This is a genomic window from Nocardia grenadensis NBRC 108939, from assembly GCF_001613445.1.
Lineage (GTDB): Bacteria > Actinomycetota > Actinomycetes > Mycobacteriales > Mycobacteriaceae > Nocardia > Nocardia grenadensis.
In genome coordinates this window covers 273,842-296,106 of record NZ_BDCJ01000009.1, presented here as the reverse complement: position 1 = coordinate 296,106, position 22,265 = coordinate 273,842, and the positions used below count along the sequence as shown (strand labels likewise).

The window sequence follows — 22,265 nt, the reverse complement described above, 5'->3', positions numbered from 1 at the left end:
CGTCTTTAATGTTCGCTTCCACATATCGGCGACTGCGCAACGGTCGGCGATCGAGGAGGTTATCGAAATGAAGATCACGGTTATCGGCGGCGGACACGGCTCATATGCGGCGGTTGCCGATATGAGTGCGAAGGGACACGACGTCAACTGGTGGCGGCGTGATCACAATAGTTTCGCACCACTGCTGGATGCGGGAGAGATTCGGGTCGAGGATCACCGCGGGCATCGCGCCCTGGCGATCGGTTCCGACGGCCGCATCACCATCGAACCCGACCTCGGCCGTGCCGTGGCCGGCGCGGAGATCGTCATCGTACCCGTCCCCGCCTTCTCTCACCCCGACCTCGCCGAACGAATAGCACCGCACCTGGCCGACGGCCAGGTGGTGTACTTGCCGCCGGGCAGCTTCGGTTCGCTGATCTTCGCGCGGGCCGTAGCAGCCGCCGGTAACCCCGCCAAGATCGCCTTCGCCGAGACCGGGACCCTCCCCTACCTCGCGCGTAGGCACGGGGACAACCGGGTCGTGGTGAGCGGCTACGCTACGCGGCTGCCCACCGGAGTCCTCCCCGCGCACGACAGCGAAAGAGCACTGGCGGTGCTGGCGAAAATCTATCCGGTCGAACCCGTCGAAGATGCGCTGAGTGGGGCGTTGATGAATGCGGGTCCGATCATCCATCCACCGCTGATCTTGATGAATGCCGGCCCGCTGGAGCACTTCGCGGCCTGGGACATCCACAACGAGGGTACTCAGGATGCCATCCGCCGGGTCACCACCGCACTCGACACCGAACGTATCGCCATCCGCACCGCGCTCGGGTACGGCGCTCCGCATTTCCCACTCGCGGACCATTACACTCCGGACGGCGACGAATGGATGTACGGTAACGCCGCGCACGAGAAGCTCACCGATAGTGGTGACTGGCGCGAGCACATCGACCTGCACACCCACCGGTACATGACCGAGGATGTCGAGATCGGGCTCGCCCTGCTCACCTCGGTCGGCCACTGGGCCGGGGTACCGACGCCGGTGGCGAGCGGGCTTCTCGCGACAGCCAATGCGATCACCGGACGGTCACCGGACAGTGGCGGCCGGACGCTGGCCGCCCTGGGACTGGATGGGCTGGACAGCGGGGGGCTGAAACAGCTTCTCCACGAAGGGTTCTCGCTATGACGGCGACGGTCGTGGTGGTCGGAGCGGGTCGCATGGGACAGGGGATAGCGGCCGCCCTCGGTTTCGGACGGGTCGACGTCACATTGGTCGACCTCCGCGACCGCGGCGACGGAGCCGAGGCGTATCTCACGGCGGCCCGTGCCGCGATCCGACTGTCACTGGAGCGCAAGATCCGATTCGGGCTGTTGGCCGAGTCCGATCTGCCCGGGATACTCGACCGGATCCGGGTGGTCGGGCCGGAGGTGGTGGTGCCGGCCGAGGCCGACCTCGTCTTCGAAGCAGTGCCGGAGGTACTCGATATCAAGCGAGCGACCTTGGCGTGGATCGAGTCGGCGGTCGGCGCGGACACGCCCATCGCCTCGACCACCTCGAGTTTTCTCGTGAGCCGCCTGGCCGAATTCGTCGCACGTCCGGAGCGCCTGCTCAACGCGCACTGGCTGAACCCGGCCGACCTGATGCCATTGGTGGAGGTGAGCCCGAGTGCCGCGACAGCGCCCGCAGTGGTCGAGGCGACGTGCGACTTGTTATCGGCGGTCGGCAAGACACCGGTGGTCTGCGCCGCATCGCCGGGGTACATCGTCCCGCGGCTTCAGGCGCTCGTGATGAACGAGGCGGCCCGGATGGTCGAGGAGGGCGTGGCCAGTGCCACGGAGATCGACCGGGCCGTCCGGATCGGATTCGGCTCACGATTCGCCGTGCTCGGCCTGCTCGAGTTCATCGACTGGGGCGGATGCGACACCCTGTTCCACGCCTCCAACTATCTCCGCGACGAGCTCGGCAAGCGCTTCGAGCCGGCTCCCCTGGTCCAGCAGAACATGGCCTCCGGACGCCGGGGCGACACCGGCGGCGGTTTCTACGATATCGAGCCCACCGCGCTGAACGACTATCGGGCACAACGTATCGCGGCCTTCGCGCGGGTCCTCGACGCGACGGGACAACTACACCGCTACGACGACCTTCCACGGCAAACAGTCCGAGACGCCGCGGGAGTTCCCTCGACACGCCCTGCCGGCGGGTCGCAGAACTGATGAGGAGAACGCTGTGACAGCTCTGAGTTCACGAGAGCACGATTCCGCGACCGAGCGCGAGCGCCCGATGAGATTGGCGATCGCCTCCGGTGTCGGCACCATCCTCGAGTTCTACGATTTCGCGATCTACGGCACCGCCACGGCGCTGGTGTTCAACAAGGTGTATTTCGACACCGATGACCCGTGGTTCGGCACCTTCCTCGGCTTTGCCACCTTCGCCGTCGGATTCGTCATGGCACCGGTCGGCGCGGTGATCTTCGGACACTACGGGGACCGGTTCGGCCGGCGCGCAGCGCTCACCACGGCATTCATCTTGATGGGGTCGGCCACTCTGGTCATGGGCCTGGTACCCGACTCGCGTGCGATCGGGATCGCTGCCCCGTTGATACTCATCTTCCTCCGGATGCTCCACGGGATTTCGCGCGGCGGCGAGATCGGCGGAGCGGTGCTGCTGGCGGCCGAGCACGCGCCCGCGTCGCGTCGCGGGCTCTACGGATGTTTCGTCACCCTCGGGTCCCCGGTCGGCGCGATTCTGGCGAATACCGCCTTCGCGCTCGTGCTCCTGCTCCCGATGGAGCAGGTGATCGCGTGGGGCTGGCGTATTCCGTTCCTGGTGGGCGCCATCGTTCTCATCGTCGGCATCTGGACGCGGACGCGGATCTCCGAGACACCGGAGTTCGCCGATGCGAGTTCCGGCGCAGACCGGCCTGCCCCGCGCGGCCTGGCGGTGCTCCGGCAGGACTGGCGCGGTGTACTCCGGGCCGCCTGCGTCAACATCGGCCAGAACTGCTACGCGTTCCTGCTGTTCACTTTCATGTTGTCCTTCCTGACCGAACCCGACCCGGGCCGGGGATTCTCCCGTTCGCAGGTTGTCTGGGGAATCACCGCCGCCCTCGCGTGCCACGCCGCGACGGTGATACTCGGAAGCCATCTCTCCGACCGGCTGGGCCGCAAAGCGGTGATCGGCTTCGGCATGGGGTCCGCCGCTGTCTTCGCCCCGATGTTGTTCTGGGTCACCGCGCACGGCTCGTTCCTGGCCTGTATCACGGTGATCTGTATCGGATTCACCTTGACCGGGTTCGTGTACGGGCCGATGTTCACCATGTTCGCCGAGCAGTTCCCGGTGACCCAGCGCTACAGCGGCGTAGGTATCGGATACCAGGTCGGCGCGGTGCTCGGGGGCGGCATCGCGCCGATGGTCGCGAACCGGATCGTGAGCGGTACCGGCACTGTGGTCCCGGTCGGCTTCTACGCCATGGCACTCATGTTGATCAGCCTGGTCGCGCTGCTGATGGGTAGGGAGACCGCGCCGCTGGCGGTCGGGCGACCGTTGCGGACGCGACTCAGCGCGTACGCGGGCACCGGTGGCCGAGGTCGTCGTGGTGGATATCCGAAGGACGCGAAACCGCTGGAGCAGTCGAGTTAGTGGACACCGGTCCGTTGCGTCGATGCCGGCCACCCCTCATCATCCGGTGGCCGGCATCGAAGCACCATTGTCAGGACGAAATAGCCACAGGCTGTTCCGTCGTACGACCGGTCAGGGCGCGGATGCGCAGTGAACGGAACACGGTGGTGGCGGCCGCGGCCTCGTCACCCTTGGGCGCGCCGGCGAGCGCCACCACAATGGAGACCAGGAAGGAGATGGGCGCCACCGCCAGAGCGGGATTGGAGAACGGCAGAACCGAATCCGGACCCTGTACGGCAGGGCTGAGGATGATCACCGCGATGGACAGGACCAGGCCGGTCACGATGCCCGAGATCACGGCACGCGCGGTCATCCGGCGCCAGTACAGGGTGAGCAGCAGAGCCGGCAGATTGGCGCAGGCGGCGATGGACATACCGAGCGAGGCCAGGAAGGCCACATTCTGGCGTTGCGCGGCGAAGGCGATAGCGACTCCGACCAGGCAGGTGGCGACCGTGGCGATCCGGGCCGCACGATGCTGGGCGGTGGGCGAAACCTTCCCGTTGCGCAGCACCTGACCGTACAGATCGTGGGCGATGGCGCCGGACGTGGCGATCACCAGCCCCGACAGTGCGGCCAGGATGGTCACGAACGCGACCGCGGCAACGAACGCGAGCAGCACACCGCCGCCGAGCGTTTCCGCCAGCTGCGCGACGGCGAGGTTGCCGCCCTTGTTCTCCGTGGCGATAACGTCGGGACCGACCAGCACGGCGGCGCCGTAACCGAGGACCGGGATCATCAGATAGAAACCGAAGAAGATCCAGATGGAGGTATAGGCGGAAGTGCGGGCCTGCTGCGCGTTCGGCACCGTGAGGAACCGGATCATCACATGCGGGAGCCCGAGGACACCGAGCACCAGCCCGACCGTCTGCGACAACTGGTCGAACGAGGCCGCGTCACCGGAGCGTCGCGGGGCGACGTACTGCTGGCCGAACTCGGCGAGCGCGGTACTGAACGGCCCGAACGGGTTGAAATCGAAGCGCACCAGGACGAGGACGAACAGTGCCACCGCGCAGACCAGCAGTAGACCGGTCTTGATGATCTGGATCCAGCTGGTCGCCAGCATACCGCCGACCAGGGTGTACGCGGTGGTCAGCGCGCCGATGACGAGCACCGCGACCGGGTAGTCCAGATCGAACAGCAGCGAGACCAGCAGCGCCGCGCCCACCAACTGCGAGACCAGGTAGACCACGCTGATCACCACGGTGCTGACCGCCATGAGCGAGCGGACGTCCTTACCCGGAAAACGGGTGGCCAGGACGTCGGCCAGGGTGAATCGGCCGAGGTTGCGCAGCGGTTCGGCGATGAGCAGCAGCGCCAGGACGAACGCGACAGGGACGAACACCGCGAGGTAGAACCCGTTGAACCCGGTGAGCGCGATGGCGCCGGTGACCCCGAGGAACGACGCGGCGGAGATGAAATCGCCGGCGATGGCGACCCCGTTCTGCCGGCCGGTGAGCGCGCCGCCGGCGACATAGTGGTCGGCGGCGGATTTGTTCTGCCTGGCGGCCCAGGCGGTGATCACCAGGGTCACCACCACCAGGGCCGCGAACAGCGAAGCGGAGACGATGTTCATGCGCGGACGCCTTCCTGCGCGACGCGGCTTTCGAGGGCGGCGGCACGAGCCATGTAGTAGCGGGCCACCACAATGGCCACGGCGAACTGGAAGAAGGCATAGACCCAGGCGACGGTCACGCCGCCGACCACCACCGTATCCAGGACGGAGGTGAATCCACCCAGTACGGGCAGGGGGAAGAACAAGAGCAGCACCACCGCGCTGAGCCGGAACACCAGGCTGGCGCGTTCTCGGGCGAGGTCGTCGAGACCGGAATTCGCTTCGGACGCGGCGGTCTCGGCGTGAGAATATTCCATGGGAAATCGTCTTTCGGTTGTGTGATCCACTACACGCTAGAGCGGCGATGTGACATGGAACATCGGAAGAATTCCCGGTGTGAATACGGAATTCCTTTATCCGGATCGAGCGGATCAGATCAATTCGATGACCAGTTTGCTGGTTTTCGACCGTGAGACACAGAGCGCCATCTGGTCACCGGCTGCCTTGTCCGCGACGGACAGGCAGTTGTCACGATGGTCGGGTTCTCCTTCGAGGACATTCGAGACGCAGGAACCACAGATTCCTTCCTCGCAGGATTTGAACACCTCGATTCCATTTTCCTCGAGCACCGAGAGAATCGAGCGGCCGACGGGGATTTCAAAACTCTCACCGGTGTCGAGTTCGACGTTGAAAGCGGTATCGCCGGAGGTGTCGGCCTCGGCCGCCTCGAAGTGTTCGATGTGCACATTGTCGATACCGACCACCGGTGTCATGAGGTCGGCGACGGTATCCATGAACCCGGCCGGGCCACAGGTGTACACCGCGCAGCGGGGAGAGAGGCCGGCGGCGACCGCCACCAGCGCGGCGCGTTGTTCGGTGCGGGTGCGTCCGATGTGCAACTGCACCCGGCCCCGGAACTCCGACCGGTTCTCCAGAAAGTCGAGGAACGCGGTTTCCGCGCGACTGCGGGTGAAGTAGACCAGCGTGAATTCTGCATCGCAGGCATGCAATTCGTAGGCGATGCTCAGCAAGGGCGTGACGCCGATGCCGGCGGCGACCAGCACATGCCGGTCGGCGTCCGACGCCACGGTGAGGATATTGCGCGGCTCCCCGATCTCGATGATGTCGCCTGCGCGCACCTCGTGCAGCGCCGCCGAACCACCGCGGGATTCCGATTCCCGTTTCACCGCGATGGTCAGCGACGCGGTTTCCGCAGGCGATCCGCACAGCGAATACTGCCGGAGGATGCCTGTCGGTCCGGTGACGTCGATGTGCGCACCGGCACGGTACGGGCCCAGCGGCGCCCCGTCCTCCCGTACCAGGCGCAGCGCGCGGATACTCGGTGTCTCCGCCACGATGTCGGCTACCACCACTTTGATATCGGTCACGGGAACTCCTAACGCATATAGAGACCGCCGTTGGCGTCCCAGCATGCTCCGGTGACCGACGCGGCGGCCGGTGACGCGAGCAAGGCGACCATCTCGGCGATGAACGCCGGATCGCCGAGACGCCCGACGGGAATGGTTCGGGCGAAGGTGTCGAGATTGTCCGCGCCGACGATGTCGTGCACAACAGGTGAATCCTGCGGTCCCGGCGATACAGCGTTCACCGTGACCCCGGAGGCGGCCAGTTCGCGGGCGAATACTTTGGTCAGCGAGATGACCGCGCCTTTGGCGGACGCGTAGTGCCCCCCGGTCGCGGTGCCGCCGTTCTGTCCGGCGAGCGAGGCCATGTTCACGATCCGGCCATACCCCTGCGCGGCCATATGCCCGCCGAACAGCTGGCAGGACTGGAATGTTCCGCGAAATCCGACGGCCATGACGCCGTCGAGTTCGTCGGAGCTGATCTCCAGCAATGGCCGGGCCTGGGTACGGGCGGCATTGTTCACCAGCACCTGTACCCCGCCGAAATCGGCGACCACCGTGGCGAGCAGCTTCTCCAGCGAGCTCTTGTCCGCGACGTCCACCGCGTAGCCGCGCGCCCCGACCGCACCGTCCAGTTCGGCGGCCAGCGCCGCGGCGGCGATACCGTCCAGGTCGGCGACGGCGACAGCGTGCCCACCGGCGTGCAGCCGGCGGACGATATACGCGCCGAGGCCACCCGCGCCCCCGGTGACCACGGCAACCGGCGCGCTCACAGGAGGAACCCCGCGGCGGGCACAGCGTCCTCGCTGTCGACCAGGCGGATCACCTTGCGGACGATCCGGTCGTCATCCGGTGCCGCGCCGAGGCGGATACGGTATTCGAGATCTCCCGCCCAGATATCGTGACGGCCACGTTTGAAGGCGACGAGGATCTGGGCTGCCCGCAGGTGTACTTCGTCCTCGGTGACGTGCTCGGCGACGAACCGGGAGACGGTGCGAGTGGTGACTGCGGCATCGACAGCGGCGAGGGCGTAGCCTTCGGTCATCCGGCGGACGCGCATCCCGCGCATGCGGGCGTCATCGTAGATCATATTCAGGGTGTTGTCGAAATCTTCGGTGTCGCGGTCGATCGGTACCACGTAGTGGGCATCGGCGGTGTAGAGCTCCTGCCAGGCGTGATACTCCCTGCGGTCGAGCAGTTCGGCTTCGCGCCAGATCAGCTCGATCGCGCGCGCGACCCGGCTGTCGCTGAACACCGCTGTCGCGGCGTGGGTCTCAGTCATCGCTCATCATCTGCTTCCACTGCTGGTACGCGGCGCGCATACCGGTCTCGTCGGTGACATGGGAGGTAGGCCAGCCTTCGGGACTCGGTTTCTGGCGAGCAAGGCCGCGGTTGACCAGAATCGGCATATCGGGGTCGGCCTGCGCGCCGCGCTGGACGCGGTCCCAGCCCTCGGCGTCATCGGGAGTGCCGAAACCGAACGGACCCTGGAAGTGCTCGTGCACCCGCAACCGCGCCCGGTTGACCGGGCCCGCGATTTCGGCGGGGCCGTCGGGGCCGATGGCCAGGTGTTCGATGATGGTTTCGTCGACCGAGATCGGGCGCAGCACCCGGAAGAAAGCCGCGGACATGGATACGTTCGGAAACAGATTGAGGTTGAACCCGGTGCCGTGCATGGCGCGCACCAGTTTCCGGACGGCGGCGTCGTCGAGACCGGCACTCTTCAATTCGGCGACCAGATCGTCGAAACGGGCCTGGAGCGGTTCGCTGCCATCGTCGGCATCGAGATCGGAGTGCTCGGGCACCATCTGCATCACACTGTGACCGTTCCCCAGTTCGTGGGTGACCGCTTCCGGATCGGTCATGAACGACATCATGTCGGCGGTCTCGGCGTCGACCGAGGCCATCCAGGAGCGGTGCACGATCGGGAAGTGGTAGCCGTCGGTGGTGTTCTCCAGCTGGATTTTCCAGTTCCCGTGGAAGGTGAACCGGTGGGTGCCCAGCACTTTGATCGGATAGCCGCCCCCCTGTTTCATGAACCGATCGATCCAGAGTTTCGCGTCACCCAGGAAGTCGGCAAGCGGTTCGATGTCCTGGTCGAATGTCGCGAACACCATGCCGCCGTAGGACTCGGTGCGCAGCTTCTTCAGCGACAGATCGCCCTTCTCCACGACGCCCTCGTAGCCGTCGGGATAGGGGATCCCGCGCAACTGGCCGTCGAGACTGTAGGACCAGGCGTGATAGGGGCAGGTGAAGCCGTTGGCGACGCCGTTCTTCTGCTCGCAGATACTCGCGCCGCGATGCCGGCAGCGGTTGAGCAGAGTGTTCAGCGCGCCCTTGCGGTTACGGGTCACGATCACCGGCTGGCGGCCCACGTAGGTGGATTTGAAGCTGCCGGGTGTAGGAAGCTCGGATTCGTGAGCCACCCAGATCCAGGTGCTCTCGAAGATCCGGGTGATCTCCTGTTCGAAGATCTCCGGGTCGGTGTAGATCCGGGCGGCGACCCGATCCTCGCGGACCAGATCGGCGGATACCCGATGCGGGAGCGCGGCATTGTGCGCGGTCATGATGCCTCCTGGCGGGTTGGTCAGTACTGGCGTGGGGTCAGCGCCCGGCCGATGCGGGCCTCGATCTTCAAGTACTTCCAGAGCTTCCAGTCGCTCGTGCCGACCGGGATGGTGCGGACCAGGTTGCAGGCGGCCTTGACGGTGTCGTGGCTGTCGGCGTCGGCGAGCAGGTAGCAGGTCCACGGCCAGCTGTCGGAGGGCCCGACCATGGTGGAGTCGTCGTCGATATCGCCGATGAAATCGATACCGTCGAGCACTTTGATCCCGTCGCTCAGCGCGACGAAGGCGGTCCAGACATCGGCGGTGGTGACGCCGGCGGCCGGAAGATCGAAGAAGTTCTGGTTGATGCCGATACAGAAGAGAACGCGCAGCGGGCTGTCGGTCACGGGGAGTCCTGTCGTAGAAAGGCTGTCGGTCAGTGGAATCCGGGCACAGTGGCGGGCTGCCCCATCAGAACGGCGCCGGCCGCGTCGACCAGGCCCGGCCCCAGAAAGGCGTGCTGCTGTGGCACCAGCGCATCGCCGGCCCACTGCTGGAGTGGGTGGCCGTGGAAGATGGCGGCGGTACCGGAGATCGCCACGAGGCGGTTCACCACCGAGGCGGCAGTGGCGGCGATATGACTCGCCGCGAGCCGCAGATGGGCGTTCTGCTCGGCGGTGGCGGGATCACCGCGCAGCACCGTCTCCCATACCTCCTCGGTGACCTCGTAGAAGTAGGCGCGGGCGGAGCGCAGGTCGGCTTCGGCCTGGGCCACTGTGGCGCGGTAGTACGGGCGATCGGCGAGCTTGGGGGCGCCGGTGATACCGGCCCGGCCCGCGCCGATCTCGACGGCGTGGTCGAGGGCGGCCCGCGCGACCCCCGCGCCGACCACTGCCAGCACCTGGGCGGCGTAGGCGATGGTCGGGTACCGGTACAGCGGTTCGTCGACGGTGGGTTCGCCACCGCGGACGAAGATCCACTCGGGCGGTACCACGACATCGCGTACCACCAGGTCGAACGAGCCGGTGCCCCGCATACCGACCACATCCCAGTCCTGGACGATCTCCACCTGGTCGGGGCGCAGTACAGCGGTGCGGGGCTTACCGTCGGTGTCCGCGTCGCCGGGGATCCCGACACCCAGGACGTCGGCGCCCATGCACCCGCTGGCGAACTTCCACCGTCCGTCGACCCGAAAACCGCCGTCGGCCGCGGGCGCCGGCTGGATCGGGAAGAGCCCACCGGCGAACACCACATCGGGGCCGTCGGCGTACAGGGCCGCCTGGGTATCCAGCGGCAGCGCCGCCAGATATACCAGCGCCGAACCGAAACTGGCCACCCATCCGGTGGAACCGTCGACGACGGAGATACGTTCGACGATGCGCAGGAACTCGGCGGGCGCCAGGGGTTCCCCGCCGAAGCGCCGCGGGGTCGCGGCGCGGTAGACGCCCACTTCTTTGAGCCGCGCGACGAAATCCCGCGGCACGTACTTCTGCTCGCCGAACTCCTGCCGCCGCGCGGCGAGCTCGACGAGGACGTCGTCGAGATCCGTCGCGCCGGTCGCGGACCGGACCGTGGCTTGCGAGGTGGTCACGATCACCTGCTCCTGTCGTCGATGGGCTGTCCTTCGACGGTAGGGAGATCGCGGTCACACGAACATCGGTAAAGCCCGCGCGCGGGCGGGTGGGAACCACCACCCTTGTAGGGGAAACCTTCAGTCGACCCCGGACGATCGGAAACCCGCAGTTCGGAAAGGCTACGCTGGCGCGATGTCCGTCGATCCGCAAGCCCCGGAACTGGTTGTCTCGGATTTCGTCACGATGATGAACACCACCGAGGTGTGTGTCCTGGTGCACGACGCCGCCACCAAGAACATCCTGTGGGCCAACCCGGCAGCCTGCGCGATGCTCGGTTTCGATCTCGCCGAGATCCGACCGTTGAAAGCCCACGATATGAGCAGTTCCGCCCAGCAGTACGACCGTGTGATCGGCCGGGCCTGGCTCCAGGATGCGGTCGAGCACGGCACCAGCCGGATCGAATGGCATTACCGGTCCAAATCGGGGCGGATCATCCCGACAGACTCGGTGGCCACCCGGATCGAGCTCGCTCAGGGACCCGCGGTGATGGTGCAGTTCCGCGATATCGAACGCGAACAACGCACCGAGCGCGCCCTGCGGCTGACCACGACCTATGTGGAAGCCCTGGCCCGGCACACGTCCACCATGGCGTTCGTCCTCGACGAAGCCGGTGAGATCCGCTTCGCCACCGATACCGCGCTCACCCGGCTCGGGCTGGACCCGGCCGTCGAGCTGCCGGCCGGACCGCAGCTCACGCAGTATGCCCACCTGCACCGTGACGGCCGGCGCACCGAATGGGAGGCGGTGGCCGCGGACGCCGACCCGGTCGCTTCGGTGCGCCTGGAGATCGACCGGGCGGACGGTTCCACCTCCTGGCTCGACGGCAGCCTGGAACGGTTGGACGAAGCCGGTGTGACGGCCTACCTCATGCTGGTACACGACGTCTCCGACCGGGTCCGCGACGAAGAGAAACGGGGGCTCGAACTACAGCGGGAGAACTATCTGGCCCGGTACAACGCCATGGGCGATATGGCGATGGCAATAGCCCACGAATTGGGCCAGCCGCTGGCAGCCGCCGGCAACTACATCGCGGGAATCCGCTCACATCTGCCCGCCGGAGAGGGGCTCGACCGCCGGGTCACCGTCGGTGTGGAAGCGGCCCGCAAACAGATCGACCGCGCCGCGACCATCGTCTCCACCCTGCGGGCGTTCGTCGGCCATCTGGAACAGGTCGAGCAGGTGGCCGATCTGAACGAGATCGTAGCCGAGTGCTTGTATTTCGTGCGGTTACGGGCGGATGAGGCCGGTGTCCGGGTCGAACTGGAGCTTTCCGATGACCCGGTGAGAATACGCTGCGAGCGGGTGCTCACCGGCCAGGTCATCGTCAACCTGTGTTTCAACGCCATCGACGAGATGGCTCAGTGCCCACCCCGCTCGCGGCGCATCGTGCTCACCACCACGCGTCGCGACGACGGAGGATGTTTCACCGTCCGCGATTACGGCCGCGGGGTGCCGCGGGATCCGTTCCTGGATTCGTTCACCTCGAAATCACACGGCAGCGGTATCGGGCTGGCCTTGAGTTATCGGATCATCACCCGGCAGCACGGAAGTATCTGGTGCCGCGCGGCCGACGGCGGCGGATCGGTCTTCGGTTTCACCTTGCCGGCACCCACGGCGAATAAGTAAAACCTTCAGCGCACCCGGAGGAAATCTCGATACCTCGAGGCGTAGATCACTCGTAGCGTCGATGCCATGACCAAGCAATTGACCGCCGAGCAGCGTGACTTCCGGGCTGCGATGTCGAATCTTTCGGCCGCAGTCAACGTCGTCACCACCAACGGACCGAGTGGTCGCGCAGGCATCACGGTCAGCGCTGTGTGCTCGGTGACCGACACCCCGCCCACGATGATCGTGTGCGTCAATCAGTCCAGTTACACCCACGCGATCTTCCGTCGCAACCAGCGGCTCTGCGTGAACATCCTGAGTTCATGCGACGAGGAACTGGCCGGGCATTTCGCCGGTGCCACCGCAATCCCGATGTCCGAACGGTTCGAATGGCCCGTCTGGGATCACGACACCGAGGACATCCCGATGCTGCGGACCGCGGCGGCACGGGTAGTCGGCCGAATCATCAGCGACCATACCCAGGGTTCGCACTCGATCTTCCTGGTGAGCGTGCAGCGCGTCGATGTCCGGGAGAACACCGGGGCACTCGTCTACTTCCAGCGGCGCTTCCACAGCATCGGCCTCGACCATCGATCGCACCCCGAGCAGGAGACCACCGGATGGACGACACGGACCACCGCATGACGCTCATGTGTTACAACGACACGCACGGCTACGGCTGGCGCCATGTCGATCTGTTCCTGCACGATGCCGACGGGCACGAGCTGAACTGGGTGCACTGGCAGGTCGCGGAGGACGGCCCGGACGCCGCCGACCGGATCACCGCACTGGCCGAACCCGGCCTGCGCCGCATCTCCGATTGGCGGCACGCGGTGAGTGCGAGCGGTATGGATTACTGGTCGGCCGAGGCGAAGTGGATCGAATCATGACCTTTTCCGAATCCCTTTACGCGCCGTGGTCGCTACGCGACCTGGTCGACGATATGGCCGCCGGGCGCACCGACGCCGCAGCAGCCTGGGAACGTTCGGCCGACCGGATCACCGCCACCGAAGAGACACTGGCCGCCTGGGTCACCCGCAACCCACGGCCGCAGTTCCCCACGCCGGATGGAGCTCTGGGTGGAATTCCGTTCGGTGTGAAGGACATCATCGACGTCGCCGGTCATCCCACCCGGTGCGGCTCGGTGCTGCGTGCGGACAGCGAACCCGCGGCCCAGGACGCGGAGATCGTGCGACTGTGGCGGTCGGCGGGTGCCCTGCCCGCCGGCAAAACCGTCACCACCGAATTCGCCTACTTCGCGCCCGGCCCCACCCGCAACCCGGCGGCACCGCGACATACACCCGGCGGTTCGTCGAGTGGGTCGGCCGCCGCAGTCGCCGCCGGTCAGGTACCGCTGGCCCTCGGTTCGCAGACCGCGGCCTCGGTGACCCGGCCCGCCGCCTACTGCGGGGTCGCGGCCCTGGTCATGACGCGGGGCCTGCTGCCCACCACCGGTATAACCGGGCTCGCACACAGTCTGGACAGCCACGGCTACTACGCCGCGCAGGTCCGCGACCTGGCCTGCGCGTGGGCGGCACTGCGCGGAGTTCCGGACCCATCGGCCGCTTCTCCGCGGCCGCCACGATTGGCCTTCTGGACCGCGGCGCCGCTGGACGCTGTGGATCCGGTGATGGCCGACGCGATCGCGACGCTGCGGGAGCGGCTGCGCGCGGACGGCGCCACCGTCATCGATTTCGCCGCCGAACAGACCGTTGCCGACACCACTGCCGCGCACCGAGTGGTCATGGCCTTCGAGGCCGCCCGGGAACGCGCCGGTGAACTCGCTCGTGCCGACGCATTGAGCGCACCGCTGGCCGAACTGCTGCGTACCGGAGCCGCCACCGACCAGAGCGATTACGACGAGGCGCGCCGGATTGTGGAAAACGCGCGGCGCGAGGTGCTGGATATGTTCGCCGGCTACGACGCCGTGGTCGGACCCGCCGCTCCCGGCCCCGCGCCGGTCGGACTGGCGGCCACCGGCGACCCGGTACTCAGCCGCGCCTGGCAAGCCCTCGGGCTGCCCGTCGTCACTGTCCCCGGCCTGCGCACACCGCAGGGCCTACCGCTCGGCGTGCAGGTCATCGGACCACCACGAACAGAATCCGCGCTGCTCCGCACGGCCGCCTGGATACAGGACCGCACCATCCTCATCAGCCGGGTTCCTTCGTCCGCCCCGCCGTCTTCGCCGGCACCGACGACCGGAAGAACGTCATGACCGATTTCGAAACCATCGAGCGGTTGACCCGCCGGATCGACACATTGGAAGGCGAGGCCGAGATACGGCGGCTGCAGGCAAGATATATGTTCCTGTGCGACACCCCCTGCCCCGAGTTCGGAGTCACCGACGACGCACAGCGGATCGACCTGATCATGGAGCTCTACACCGAGGACGCGATCTGGGAGGGGGTCGGCGAGTACTACGACGGCCAGTTCGGCCGCCTCGTCGGGCGCGACGCCATCCGCGCCCATTTCGAACGGTTCTGGGATCCCGGCCGCGACTCGGCTCTGGTGCTCAATGCGCACTACCTCACCGCCGAGCAGATCCGGGTGGACGGTGATTCGGCTGCCGGTCAATGGATTCATATGCAACCGTGGCTGTACTCCGACGGCACCGGGCTGCTGCGCTCGAGCCGGCTCAACAACACCTTCCGTCGGGTGGACGGGTCCTGGAAGATCGCGCGCACTCGAACGGAGAATGTCTTCGTTGCCCCGCTGCCGCATGCCTTCGCGGACAGTTTTCCGGCCAGTTCGGTGCTGATGAGGCCGTGATCGAGGTGTCCACCAGATATTCGCCGATCGACCATCCGAGCGCCCCGCCGAACTGCTCCCCCGTAGAATCGAACAGCATGAGCGGTGCTCACTCCCCGGTCGTCCATATCGTCGACGATGATGAGGACCTGCGCCAATCGCTCGCGTTTCTACTGCAGAGCGTCGGAATCGACGCGCTGACCTACGCCACGGCGGCCTCCTTTCTGGAAGAAGCCGATCTGGACGAGGCCGGAGTCATCATTGTCGATGTCCGGATGCCCGGGTTGAGCGGATTCCAGTTACAGGAAGAACTCAACCGGCGCGACTATCCCGCACCCGTCATCTTCTGCTCGGCGCACGGCGATATCCCCATGTCGGTGCGTGCCCTGCGGGCCGGGGCGGTCGATTTCCTGGAAAAACCCTACGAGCCGCAGCGCATGCTCGAGGTGGTGCAGGAACAGTTGCTCGCCGCCGATCGGGCCTTCGCCGAGCGTGCCGAACGCCTGCGGGTCGAGCAGCGGCTGGCCGATCTCACGCCTCGTGAACGGGAAGTACTGCACCTGGTCATCGAGGGCAGGTCCAGCCAGCAGATCGCCAGCCGGCTCGGGACCAGCGTCAAGACCGTCGATGTGCACCGGGCGCGGATCAAGGCGAAAACCGACGCCGAGAGCTTGGGCACGCTGGTCCGCGACATCCTCGCCTACCGGGTCACGGTCTGACCCGGGGTCAGGGTGTCCATCCGAGACCGCGGCTGAGTTCACCGGCCGCAGCCGACACAGCGGCACTCGCGGTGCGCTCGAAATCCTCGGCTGTCGTCCGGCCGGTGGACGTCGAGCAGGCGATGACCGCGACGACCGAGCCGGACTGGTCCCTTACCGGAACGGCGATCGAAATCAATCCTTTCTCCAGTTCTTCGGAGGTGAGTGCATAGCCTTTTTCCCGGACGAGGGCGAGCTCGCGCTCGAGCCGGTCGGCATCGGTGATCGTCGTGGCGGTCAGCGGGCGGAACTCGGTGCGGGCGATCACCTCGTCGAGTGTCGCCCGCGGCGCCCACGCCAGCAGCGCGCGGCCCATCGAGGTCGCATAGGCCGGTACGCGGGTGCCGACCGAGACATTGATGCTCATGATCCGGCGCACCGGTACCCGCGCGGCATACACCACCTCGGCGCCGTCGAGGACGCCGAGCGACGCGGATTCGTGCAGTTCGTCGGCTACCGCGAGGAGATGCGGCATGGCTTGTTCGAGCAGCGTGTGGGTGGCCGAGTAATGCTGCCCGATGCTCAGTACGCGTGGTGTGAGCGTCCAGCGCGGGCCGGAGCCGGCCACGTAGCCGAGCCGCTGCAAAGTCAGCAGAATACGGCGGACCACCGGTTTGGCCAGCCCGGTGGCGTGCGCCAGTTCGCCCAGTGTGGGATTCGGCCGGTCGCTGTCGAACGCGGTGAGCACGGCAAATCCCCGCTCGATGCTCTGGATGTAGTCGCGCTCGTTCTCGCTCATACGGTCCGGTCCCATTCTCTTCTTGACAAACCAAGTGACCACGCGCACAGTAATCGGTACGCATTGCGTTATCTATGTACGCATAGCGTACCTCTTCTTCCCCCGGTCCTCTCCGAGGAGTTCGATATGACCACCACCCAAGCCGTCTCGCCCACCGCGCTCGGCTCCGGCACCGCCGCTACCGACAAATTCAAGGGCGAGCGGGCCACCACCGACACCTCCCCGGAGCGCCTGGCGGCCATCGCCCGCGACGCCCTGGGTGCCCTGCACAAGGTGATCCTCGAGCACGGCGTCACCTATCCCGAGTACCGCATCTTCAAGCAGTGGCTGATCGACGTAGGCGAAGGCGGCGAATGGCCGCTGTTCCTCGATGTGTTCATCGAACACGCGGTGGAGGAAGTACTGGCGAAGAGCCGCAAGGGCACCAAGGGCAGCATCGAAGGGCCCTACTACGTCCCGGAGGCACCGGAACTGCCCGCCGAATGCGAGCTGCCGATGCGCACGCAGGACCGCGAGCAGACACCGTTGATCTTCTCCGGCCAGGTCACCGATCTCGACGGTAAGGGCCTCGGCGGCGCGAAGCTGGAACTGTGGCACGCGGATGCCGACGGCTACTACTCCCAGTTCGCCCCGCATCTGCCGGAATGGAACCTGCGCGGAACCATCATCACCGACAGCGAGGGCCGGTACTCGATCCGCACCATCCAGCCGGCGCCGTACCAGATCCCGACCGACGGCCCGACCGGCGCGTTCATCACCGCGCAGAACGGCCACCCGTGGCGGCCGGCGCATCTGCATCTCATCGTCTCGGCCGCGGGCCGGGAATCGGTGACCACCCAGCTCTACTTCCGTGGCGGCGAGTGGATCGACAGCGATGTCGCTTCGGCCACCAAACCCGAACTGATTCTCGACCCGGTCAACGGTGACGATGGCATCAACCGTGTGACCTACAACTTCGCGCTGGATCCCGCCTGAACCACTTCGCCTCCGCAGGAAAGAGTTTCGATGTCAGACCTGTCGATCGTCTCGGTCGAGACCACCGTCCTGGATGTACCGCTGGTACGGCCGCACAAGTTCGCCACCACCTCGATGGACGCGCAACCCATCCTGCTGGTCGGGATCACCACCGGCGGTGGCGTCACCGGCTACGGCGAGGGCGTGGTGCCCGGAGGCCCGTGGTGGGGTGGTGAATCGGTCGAGACGATGCAGGCTGTCGTCGAGCGATACCTGGTCCCCGTGCTGCTCGGGCGCCGAGTAGACGAGATCACCGCCATCATGGCCGACATCGAGCGGGTGGTGGCCGCCGCCCGCTTCGCCAAAGCCGCCGTGGACGTCGCTTTGCACGATGCCTGGGCCCGCTGCTTGGACGTACCGGTACACACCCTGTTGGGCGGAGCTTTCCGGACAGCGGTGGACGTCACCTGGGCGCTGGGCTCGGCGCCGGTCGAGGAGATCATCACAGAAGCCCGGGACAAGATCGAGAAGCGCCGGCATTTCAGCTTCAAGCTCAAAATGGGCGCCCTCGACCCGGCCGCCGATACCGACCGCGTGCTGCGAGTAACAGAAGCCCTCGCCGGGCAAGCCGGAGTCAGGGTCGATGTGAACGCGCGCTGGGACCGGCTCACTGCCTTGCGCTATCTGCCTCGGCTGGCAGACGGCGGTGTCCAGTTGATCGAACAGCCAACTCCTGGTGAGCAACTGGAGGTCTTGGCGGAGCTGAACGCACTGCTGCCGATTCCGGTGATGGCCGACGAAAGCGTGCACACTCCGCACGACGCCCTGGAAGTCGCCCGCCGCCGCGCCGCCGATGTGATCGCGGTCAAGACCACCAAATGCGGCGGACTGCGCCGCAGCCGTGAGGTGGTCGCAGTCGCCCGCGCCGCGGGGCTGGCCTGCCACGGCGCCACGTCGATCGAGGGGCCGATCGGCACCGCCGCCTCGATTCATTTCGCCTGTTCGGAACCCGGAATAGATTTCGGCACCGAACTTTTCGGCCCTCTACTGTTCAGCGAGGAGCTACTGCAGGAACCGCTGCGCTACGCCGACGGGCAGGTACATCTGCCGACCGGCCCCGGGCTCGGGGTGGAACTGAATATGGACGCCGTCAAACGCTGGTCCCGCAACTAGGAACGATTCATATGCACCTCTACCACGTCCGGATGGACGTCGACATCCCCCGCGACCTCGATGAGGCCGTCCGCACCGATATCGTCACCCGCGAGAAGAAGTACTCACAGGAGCTCCAGCAGGCCGGGAAGTGGAGACATATCTGGCGGATCGTCGGCCAGTACAGCAATATCAGCGTCTTCGCCGTCGAATCGCCCGCCGAACTCCACGAAATTCTCTGGAATCTTCCGTTGTTCCCCTATATGACCATCAGCATTCTGCCACTCACCACTCATCCCTCCGCGATCGAGTCGGTGGCCTGACCCGGCCACCCGACATCTGCGCGCCCGAGGCGTGGAACCACCCTCTTCGTGCACCAGCCCCGAGGGCGGCCCGACCAGCTCGTATCCAAATCTCATCCAAATCTCCAGCAATCCTTCCTGCCACTTCCCCTCGGCGGGTTGCACATTCCCGTTCGGTTGACCGGGACCTCGAGGGCGCCGCGCATCGAGCAACATCACCTGGCCTCGTCATCGGGCGACTTTCCACTGAGCGGGTGACGTGCTTCGCATTCTCGGCGCGATCGGTGATTCTCGGTATCCATGGGCAGCAATATGATGGGGTTCGACGGACAGGTCGCGGTGGTAACAGGTGCGGGGCACGGGTTGGGTCGCGCGTATGCCCTGTTCCTCGCCGCACGCGGTGCGCGTGTACTGGTCAACGACCTCGGCGGCAGCATCCACGGCACCGGGTCCGATCAGGGGCCCGCGACGCGGACGGCGCGGGAGATCGTCGACGCCGGCGGTGTCGCGGAAGCCAACTTCGATACGGTTGCCACCGGTGCGAGCGGCAGGGCGATCATCGCGCAGGCGTTGGATACCTGGGGGCAGGTGGATATCGTGGTCAACAACGCCGGTGCTGTCGTCTCCCGCGGACCGATCGACGAGAACACCGACGAGCAGTACCAGGCGGATCTCATGGTCGCGGCCGGCGGTACCTTCTTCGTCACCCGCGCGGTATGGCGGCATATGTGGGACCGCGACTACGGTCGGATCGTCAATGTATCGTCGTCCGCGTTCCTGGGCATGCGAAGTTCCGCGGGTTATCCCGCAGCGAAGGGCGCGACCTGGGGACTCACCCGTAATCTCGCCCATCGCGCCGCGTCGGAGAACAAGGACATCAAGGTCAACTGTGTGATGCCGACCGCGGCGGCACGAATGACCGGCCTGATGGGCGACAGTATCGCCGCCGGGATGGCACAGTACTATCCCCCCGAGTCCGCGGCGCCCGCCGTCGGATTCCTCGCGCACCGGGACGTTCCGGCCTCTGGAGAGATGTTCGTGATCGGCGGCGACCATATGCGGCGGGTGTTCGTCGGGGTCGGGCAGGGACATCAGGCCGAACCCGGCGAGTTGTCCATGGAACGGATCCGGGAGAACTTCGCGGCCGTCATGAGCACCGAGGGTCATATCGTCGCACGGAACACGCTGGACAAGGTCATGCTCGACACTCGGGTCCCCTGGCAAGACGGGGTCGGCACCGTCTTCTAGGAACGGCAACCTGCCTTCTGCCGCCCCACGCACTATCGAGTACCGAGGTGTCGGCATCCCCGAGCCCGGGTACCTCGAACTGCGGCATCGCCAATGCTCGGAGACCGGCACGGCATGGAAGCCCGATTCGTCCAGGGTCGTGAGGATACGCCGGAAACCGTTCAAGTCGAGCGAATGTGACCAGGGGTGGAGGTCCGGAATATGATCGGCCCCGGCAGCACGACGTCGAAGTTCATATTTCACCAGTCCTTTCGGATCGGCGACGGGCCGGGAAGGTGATGGCGGGGCCGACGCTCGGTGGCAGGCAGTGCCGGTGGGCATGCCGTGGGCGCCGCCCCATTACACGCCGGAATCTCCGTCGGCGGACCGGGTGAATTCCGCTGACCGGGAGGGTTACCGGCCGGAATCCGACAGCACAGGCACGCTGATCTGGAACAGAACCACGCGGGAAGGACGGCACATGCACGGAGGGACCACGCGGTGAGCGCGACCGACGGCCGCGTCGCAGTAGTTACCGGAGCGTCGCGCGGCGCCGGCAAAGGAATCGCTCTGGCTCTGGCCGAGACCGGTATGACCGTCTATGTCACCGGCCGCACTCGGAAGGAGGGGCACAGCGCCGACGGATTACCCGGCACGATCTACCGCACGGCCGAAGACATCGCGGCCCGCGGCGGTACGGGTATCCCGGTGATCTGCGACCACGGCGACGAAGCGGAGGTTCGCGCCCTCTTCGAACGGATAGGACATGAGCACGGGCGGCTCGATATCTTGGTGAACAATGCCACCGCGCTCTCCGCGCCACCCGAAACGCCAGGTCAGCCTTTCTGGCAGCGATCACTGGCCGAGGAGTTGAAGCCGCTCGATGTCGGCCTCCGATCCCATTTCGTCGCCGCCTACTTCGCGGCACCGCTGCTGATACACAGCGGCGGCTTGGTCGTGCACACCTCCTCTCCAGGGGCACGCACCTACCTCCCCGGAGTACACGGCCCGGTGTACGGGGCCGGGAAAGCCGGATCGGACAAGCTGGCCCACGATATGGCGCAAGAGTTCCGCCCGCACGGTGTCGCGGTCGTCTCGATCTGGATGGGTGTTCTGGACTCCGAACAGCTCCAGCGTGGCGAGCTCGGCGCCGATCGAATGGTCGGCACCCTGTTCCCCGGTGTCGAATCACCCGAGTTGACCGGCCGGATCATCAAAGCTCTGGCCGACGATCCGGCTGTGATGGCCCGCACCGGACATACCTACTGGGGATCCGAACTGGCGAGCGAGTACGGGGTCACCGATATCGACGGTTCGGTCCCACCGTCCTATCGGGAGTGGCTCGGAGCGCCGTCGGAGTTCCCGGCGGTGGCACCCACCTACGCCGCCTTCCTCGAGCAACGGGCTTCCCGGGCCCAGGAAGCTCACACGAAGGTCGTCACCCGGAACGGTCCGAAGCAGAGCGGCGAGCCGGAGGACACAGGTGCCGACCGGATACCCCTCGGCGACCACGACCGTATCGAAGCGATCAAACGTTTGAAGTATCGATATTGGCGAGCCTGCGATGCCAAGGACCCCGCGGGCATTCGCGCGTGTTTCGTCGAGACCGGTGCGGATATCGATTTCGGCCCACTCGGCCGCTTCGACGCCGACGGGTTGGCTCAGGTGTTCCGGGATATCGCCCTGAGCACACACGAAGGCGGGCACCGGATCCTCGATATGCACCACGGCATGATGCCGGACATCGCCCTGCTCACCGCGACCGAAGCCGTCGGATCCTGGACGCTGCGCTTCACCCAACTCGATCTGCGTGCCCGGACACAAACTCTCGCGGCCATCGAGTACGACGACCGTTACGTACTCGAAAACGGCGGGTGGCGGATGAGCACCTGTCACTCCCGCACCCTCTGGTCCATAACCCAGCCGCTGCCTGCGGAGGCGGCGATCACCGACAACATCGGCTGATCACCGGGCCGTCCGGCCGGGCGCGGCGCCGGGTTCCCTTGCCTCTCGCCCGGCCCGA

Annotated in this window: 23 protein-coding genes; 14 read left to right on the top strand and 9 right to left on the bottom strand. The window is 66.2% G+C overall.

What is annotated here, in order from left to right; translation table 11 throughout:
- The first annotated feature begins 121 nt into the window (after positions 1-121).
- Genes NGR01S_RS11295 through NGR01S_RS11285 form a run of 3 tightly spaced genes read left to right on the top strand, consistent with a single transcriptional unit; the run spans position 122 to position 3,622 of the window.
- Positions 122-1,168: an NAD/NADP-dependent octopine/nopaline dehydrogenase family protein gene (locus tag NGR01S_RS11295; RefSeq protein ID WP_245664528.1), complete on the top strand. Its 1,047-nt coding sequence runs from the start codon at positions 122-124 to the stop codon at positions 1,166-1,168.
- On the top strand, positions 1,165-2,196 hold the full coding sequence (locus NGR01S_RS11290) for a 3-hydroxybutyryl-CoA dehydrogenase (RefSeq protein ID WP_063036125.1): 1,032 nt from the start codon (positions 1,165-1,167) through the stop codon (positions 2,194-2,196). The genes NGR01S_RS11295 and NGR01S_RS11290 overlap by 4 nt, the downstream gene beginning before the upstream one ends.
- Positions 2,197-2,209: 13 nt before the next feature.
- Positions 2,210-3,622: an MFS transporter gene (locus tag NGR01S_RS11285; protein WP_063036124.1), complete on the top strand. Its 1,413-nt coding sequence runs from the start codon at positions 2,210-2,212 to the stop codon at positions 3,620-3,622.
- Positions 3,623-3,692: 70 nt separating this feature from the next.
- Here the strand turns inward: NGR01S_RS11285 and NGR01S_RS11280 are convergent, their stop codons facing one another.
- The 8 genes from NGR01S_RS11280 to NGR01S_RS11245 all read right to left on the bottom strand — a co-directional run bounded on the left by NGR01S_RS11280 (position 3,693) and on the right by NGR01S_RS11245 (position 10,720).
- A complete protein-coding gene (locus tag NGR01S_RS11280) occupies positions 3,693-5,234 on the bottom strand; it encodes a solute symporter family protein (protein ID WP_063036123.1) in 1,542 nt (513 codons plus the stop codon).
- The gene (locus NGR01S_RS11275) at positions 5,231-5,530 is read right to left on the bottom strand and encodes a DUF485 domain-containing protein (RefSeq protein WP_063036122.1); all 300 of its coding nucleotides are present in this window, start codon (positions 5,528-5,530) and stop codon (positions 5,231-5,233) included. Before NGR01S_RS11275 ends, NGR01S_RS11280 begins: the two co-directional genes overlap by 4 nt.
- A gap of 114 nt (positions 5,531-5,644) precedes the next feature.
- A complete protein-coding gene (locus tag NGR01S_RS11270) occupies positions 5,645-6,601 on the bottom strand; it encodes a PDR/VanB family oxidoreductase (protein WP_063036121.1) in 957 nt (318 codons plus the stop codon).
- Between the two features lie 8 nt (positions 6,602-6,609).
- The gene (locus tag NGR01S_RS11265) at positions 6,610-7,350 is read right to left on the bottom strand and encodes an SDR family NAD(P)-dependent oxidoreductase (RefSeq protein ID WP_063036120.1); all 741 of its coding nucleotides are present in this window, start codon (positions 7,348-7,350) and stop codon (positions 6,610-6,612) included.
- Positions 7,347-7,859 carry an aromatic-ring-hydroxylating dioxygenase subunit beta gene (locus NGR01S_RS11260; RefSeq protein ID WP_063036119.1) on the bottom strand — a complete coding sequence of 171 codons (513 nt, stop codon included), beginning with the start codon at positions 7,857-7,859 and terminating at the stop codon, positions 7,347-7,349. The genes NGR01S_RS11265 and NGR01S_RS11260 overlap by 4 nt, the downstream gene beginning before the upstream one ends.
- Positions 7,852-9,144, bottom strand: a complete 1,293-nt coding sequence (locus tag NGR01S_RS11255; protein WP_063036118.1) for an aromatic ring-hydroxylating oxygenase subunit alpha — start codon at positions 9,142-9,144, stop codon at positions 7,852-7,854. Before NGR01S_RS11255 ends, NGR01S_RS11260 begins: the two co-directional genes overlap by 8 nt.
- Before the next feature lie 20 nt (positions 9,145-9,164).
- Entirely contained in the window at positions 9,165-9,530 is a 366-nt protein-coding gene (locus NGR01S_RS11250; protein ID WP_063036117.1) for a hypothetical protein, read from the bottom strand.
- A 29-nt stretch (positions 9,531-9,559) separates the two neighbouring features.
- The gene (locus NGR01S_RS11245; RefSeq protein ID WP_063036116.1) at positions 9,560-10,720 is read right to left on the bottom strand and encodes an acyl-CoA dehydrogenase family protein; all 1,161 of its coding nucleotides are present in this window, start codon (positions 10,718-10,720) and stop codon (positions 9,560-9,562) included.
- Positions 10,721-10,889: 169 nt separating this feature from the next.
- Between NGR01S_RS11245 and NGR01S_RS11240 the strand changes: the two genes are divergently transcribed.
- The 6 genes from NGR01S_RS11240 to NGR01S_RS11215 all read left to right on the top strand — a co-directional run bounded on the left by NGR01S_RS11240 (position 10,890) and on the right by NGR01S_RS11215 (position 15,829).
- Positions 10,890-12,383: a PAS domain-containing sensor histidine kinase gene (locus NGR01S_RS11240; RefSeq protein ID WP_063036115.1), complete on the top strand. Its 1,494-nt coding sequence runs from the start codon at positions 10,890-10,892 to the stop codon at positions 12,381-12,383.
- A 66-nt stretch (positions 12,384-12,449) separates the two neighbouring features.
- Positions 12,450-13,007, top strand: coding sequence for a flavin reductase (locus tag NGR01S_RS11235; RefSeq protein ID WP_063036114.1), 558 nt, complete (start codon positions 12,450-12,452; stop codon positions 13,005-13,007).
- Entirely contained in the window at positions 12,983-13,252 is a 270-nt protein-coding gene (locus NGR01S_RS11230; protein ID WP_063036113.1) for a hypothetical protein, read from the top strand. Before NGR01S_RS11235 ends, NGR01S_RS11230 begins: the two co-directional genes overlap by 25 nt.
- Entirely contained in the window at positions 13,249-14,577 is a 1,329-nt protein-coding gene (locus tag NGR01S_RS11225; protein ID WP_084480660.1) for an amidase, read from the top strand. The genes NGR01S_RS11230 and NGR01S_RS11225 overlap by 4 nt, the downstream gene beginning before the upstream one ends.
- The gene (locus NGR01S_RS11220; RefSeq protein ID WP_063036112.1) at positions 14,574-15,131 is read left to right on the top strand and encodes a nuclear transport factor 2 family protein; all 558 of its coding nucleotides are present in this window, start codon (positions 14,574-14,576) and stop codon (positions 15,129-15,131) included. Before NGR01S_RS11225 ends, NGR01S_RS11220 begins: the two co-directional genes overlap by 4 nt.
- Positions 15,132-15,208: 77 nt before the next feature.
- Positions 15,209-15,829 carry a response regulator transcription factor gene (locus NGR01S_RS11215; RefSeq protein WP_063036329.1) on the top strand — a complete coding sequence of 207 codons (621 nt, stop codon included), beginning with the start codon at positions 15,209-15,211 and terminating at the stop codon, positions 15,827-15,829.
- A 7-nt stretch (positions 15,830-15,836) separates the two neighbouring features.
- Here NGR01S_RS11215 and NGR01S_RS11210 read toward each other — a convergent pair whose 3' ends face one another.
- A complete protein-coding gene (locus NGR01S_RS11210) occupies positions 15,837-16,607 on the bottom strand; it encodes an IclR family transcriptional regulator domain-containing protein (protein ID WP_063036111.1) in 771 nt (256 codons plus the stop codon).
- A gap of 126 nt (positions 16,608-16,733) precedes the next feature.
- Between NGR01S_RS11210 and catA the strand changes: the two genes are divergently transcribed.
- From catA to NGR01S_RS33005, 5 genes are all read left to right on the top strand, one after another.
- The gene (gene catA / locus NGR01S_RS11205) at positions 16,734-17,582 is read left to right on the top strand and encodes a catechol 1,2-dioxygenase (protein WP_063036110.1); all 849 of its coding nucleotides are present in this window, start codon (positions 16,734-16,736) and stop codon (positions 17,580-17,582) included.
- Positions 17,583-17,612: 30 nt separating this feature from the next.
- Complete coding sequence (locus NGR01S_RS11200) at positions 17,613-18,734, top strand: muconate/chloromuconate family cycloisomerase (RefSeq protein ID WP_063036109.1); 1,122 nt, start codon at positions 17,613-17,615, stop codon at positions 18,732-18,734.
- An 11-nt stretch (positions 18,735-18,745) separates the two neighbouring features.
- A complete protein-coding gene (gene catC / locus NGR01S_RS11195) occupies positions 18,746-19,036 on the top strand; it encodes a muconolactone Delta-isomerase (RefSeq protein WP_063036108.1) in 291 nt (96 codons plus the stop codon).
- A 279-nt stretch (positions 19,037-19,315) separates the two neighbouring features.
- Positions 19,316-20,263 carry an SDR family NAD(P)-dependent oxidoreductase gene (locus NGR01S_RS11190; protein ID WP_063036107.1) on the top strand — a complete coding sequence of 316 codons (948 nt, stop codon included), beginning with the start codon at positions 19,316-19,318 and terminating at the stop codon, positions 20,261-20,263.
- Positions 20,264-20,743: 480 nt separating this feature from the next.
- A complete protein-coding gene (locus NGR01S_RS33005; protein WP_084480658.1) occupies positions 20,744-22,207 on the top strand; it encodes an SDR family NAD(P)-dependent oxidoreductase in 1,464 nt (487 codons plus the stop codon).
- Positions 22,208-22,265: the final 58 nt, after the last annotated feature.

What these genes read in the sequence shown, in the direction of transcription:
- NGR01S_RS11215 (WP_063036329.1), top strand. Translation starts at nt 15,209, where the DNA reads ATGAGCGGTGCTCACTCCCCGGTCGTCCATATCGTCGACGATGATGAG.
- NGR01S_RS11235 (WP_063036114.1), top strand. Translation starts at nt 12,450, where the DNA reads ATGACCAAGCAATTGACCGCCGAGCAGCGTGACTTCCGGGCTGCGATG.
- NGR01S_RS11200 (WP_063036109.1), top strand. Translation starts at nt 17,613, where the DNA reads ATGTCAGACCTGTCGATCGTCTCGGTCGAGACCACCGTCCTGGATGTA.
- NGR01S_RS11240 (WP_063036115.1), top strand. Translation starts at nt 10,890, where the DNA reads ATGTCCGTCGATCCGCAAGCCCCGGAACTGGTTGTCTCGGATTTCGTC.
- NGR01S_RS11295 (WP_245664528.1), top strand. Translation starts at nt 122, where the DNA reads ATGAGTGCGAAGGGACACGACGTCAACTGGTGGCGGCGTGATCACAAT.
- NGR01S_RS11190 (WP_063036107.1), top strand. Translation starts at nt 19,316, where the DNA reads ATGGGCAGCAATATGATGGGGTTCGACGGACAGGTCGCGGTGGTAACA.
- NGR01S_RS11290 (WP_063036125.1), top strand. Translation starts at nt 1,165, where the DNA reads ATGACGGCGACGGTCGTGGTGGTCGGAGCGGGTCGCATGGGACAGGGG.
- NGR01S_RS11275 (WP_063036122.1), bottom strand. Translation starts at nt 5,530, where the DNA reads ATGGAATATTCTCACGCCGAGACCGCCGCGTCCGAAGCGAATTCCGGT.
- catA (WP_063036110.1), top strand. Translation starts at nt 16,734, where the DNA reads ATGACCACCACCCAAGCCGTCTCGCCCACCGCGCTCGGCTCCGGCACC.
- NGR01S_RS11280 (WP_063036123.1), bottom strand. Translation starts at nt 5,234, where the DNA reads ATGAACATCGTCTCCGCTTCGCTGTTCGCGGCCCTGGTGGTGGTGACC.
- NGR01S_RS11210 (WP_063036111.1), bottom strand. Translation starts at nt 16,607, where the DNA reads ATGAGCGAGAACGAGCGCGACTACATCCAGAGCATCGAGCGGGGATTT.
- NGR01S_RS11220 (WP_063036112.1), top strand. Translation starts at nt 14,574, where the DNA reads ATGACCGATTTCGAAACCATCGAGCGGTTGACCCGCCGGATCGACACA.
- NGR01S_RS11255 (WP_063036118.1), bottom strand. Translation starts at nt 9,144, where the DNA reads ATGACCGCGCACAATGCCGCGCTCCCGCATCGGGTATCCGCCGATCTG.
- catC (WP_063036108.1), top strand. Translation starts at nt 18,746, where the DNA reads ATGCACCTCTACCACGTCCGGATGGACGTCGACATCCCCCGCGACCTC.
- NGR01S_RS11230 (WP_063036113.1), top strand. Translation starts at nt 12,983, where the DNA reads ATGGACGACACGGACCACCGCATGACGCTCATGTGTTACAACGACACG.
- NGR01S_RS11225 (WP_084480660.1), top strand. Translation starts at nt 13,249, where the DNA reads ATGACCTTTTCCGAATCCCTTTACGCGCCGTGGTCGCTACGCGACCTG.
- NGR01S_RS11260 (WP_063036119.1), bottom strand. Translation starts at nt 7,859, where the DNA reads ATGACTGAGACCCACGCCGCGACAGCGGTGTTCAGCGACAGCCGGGTC.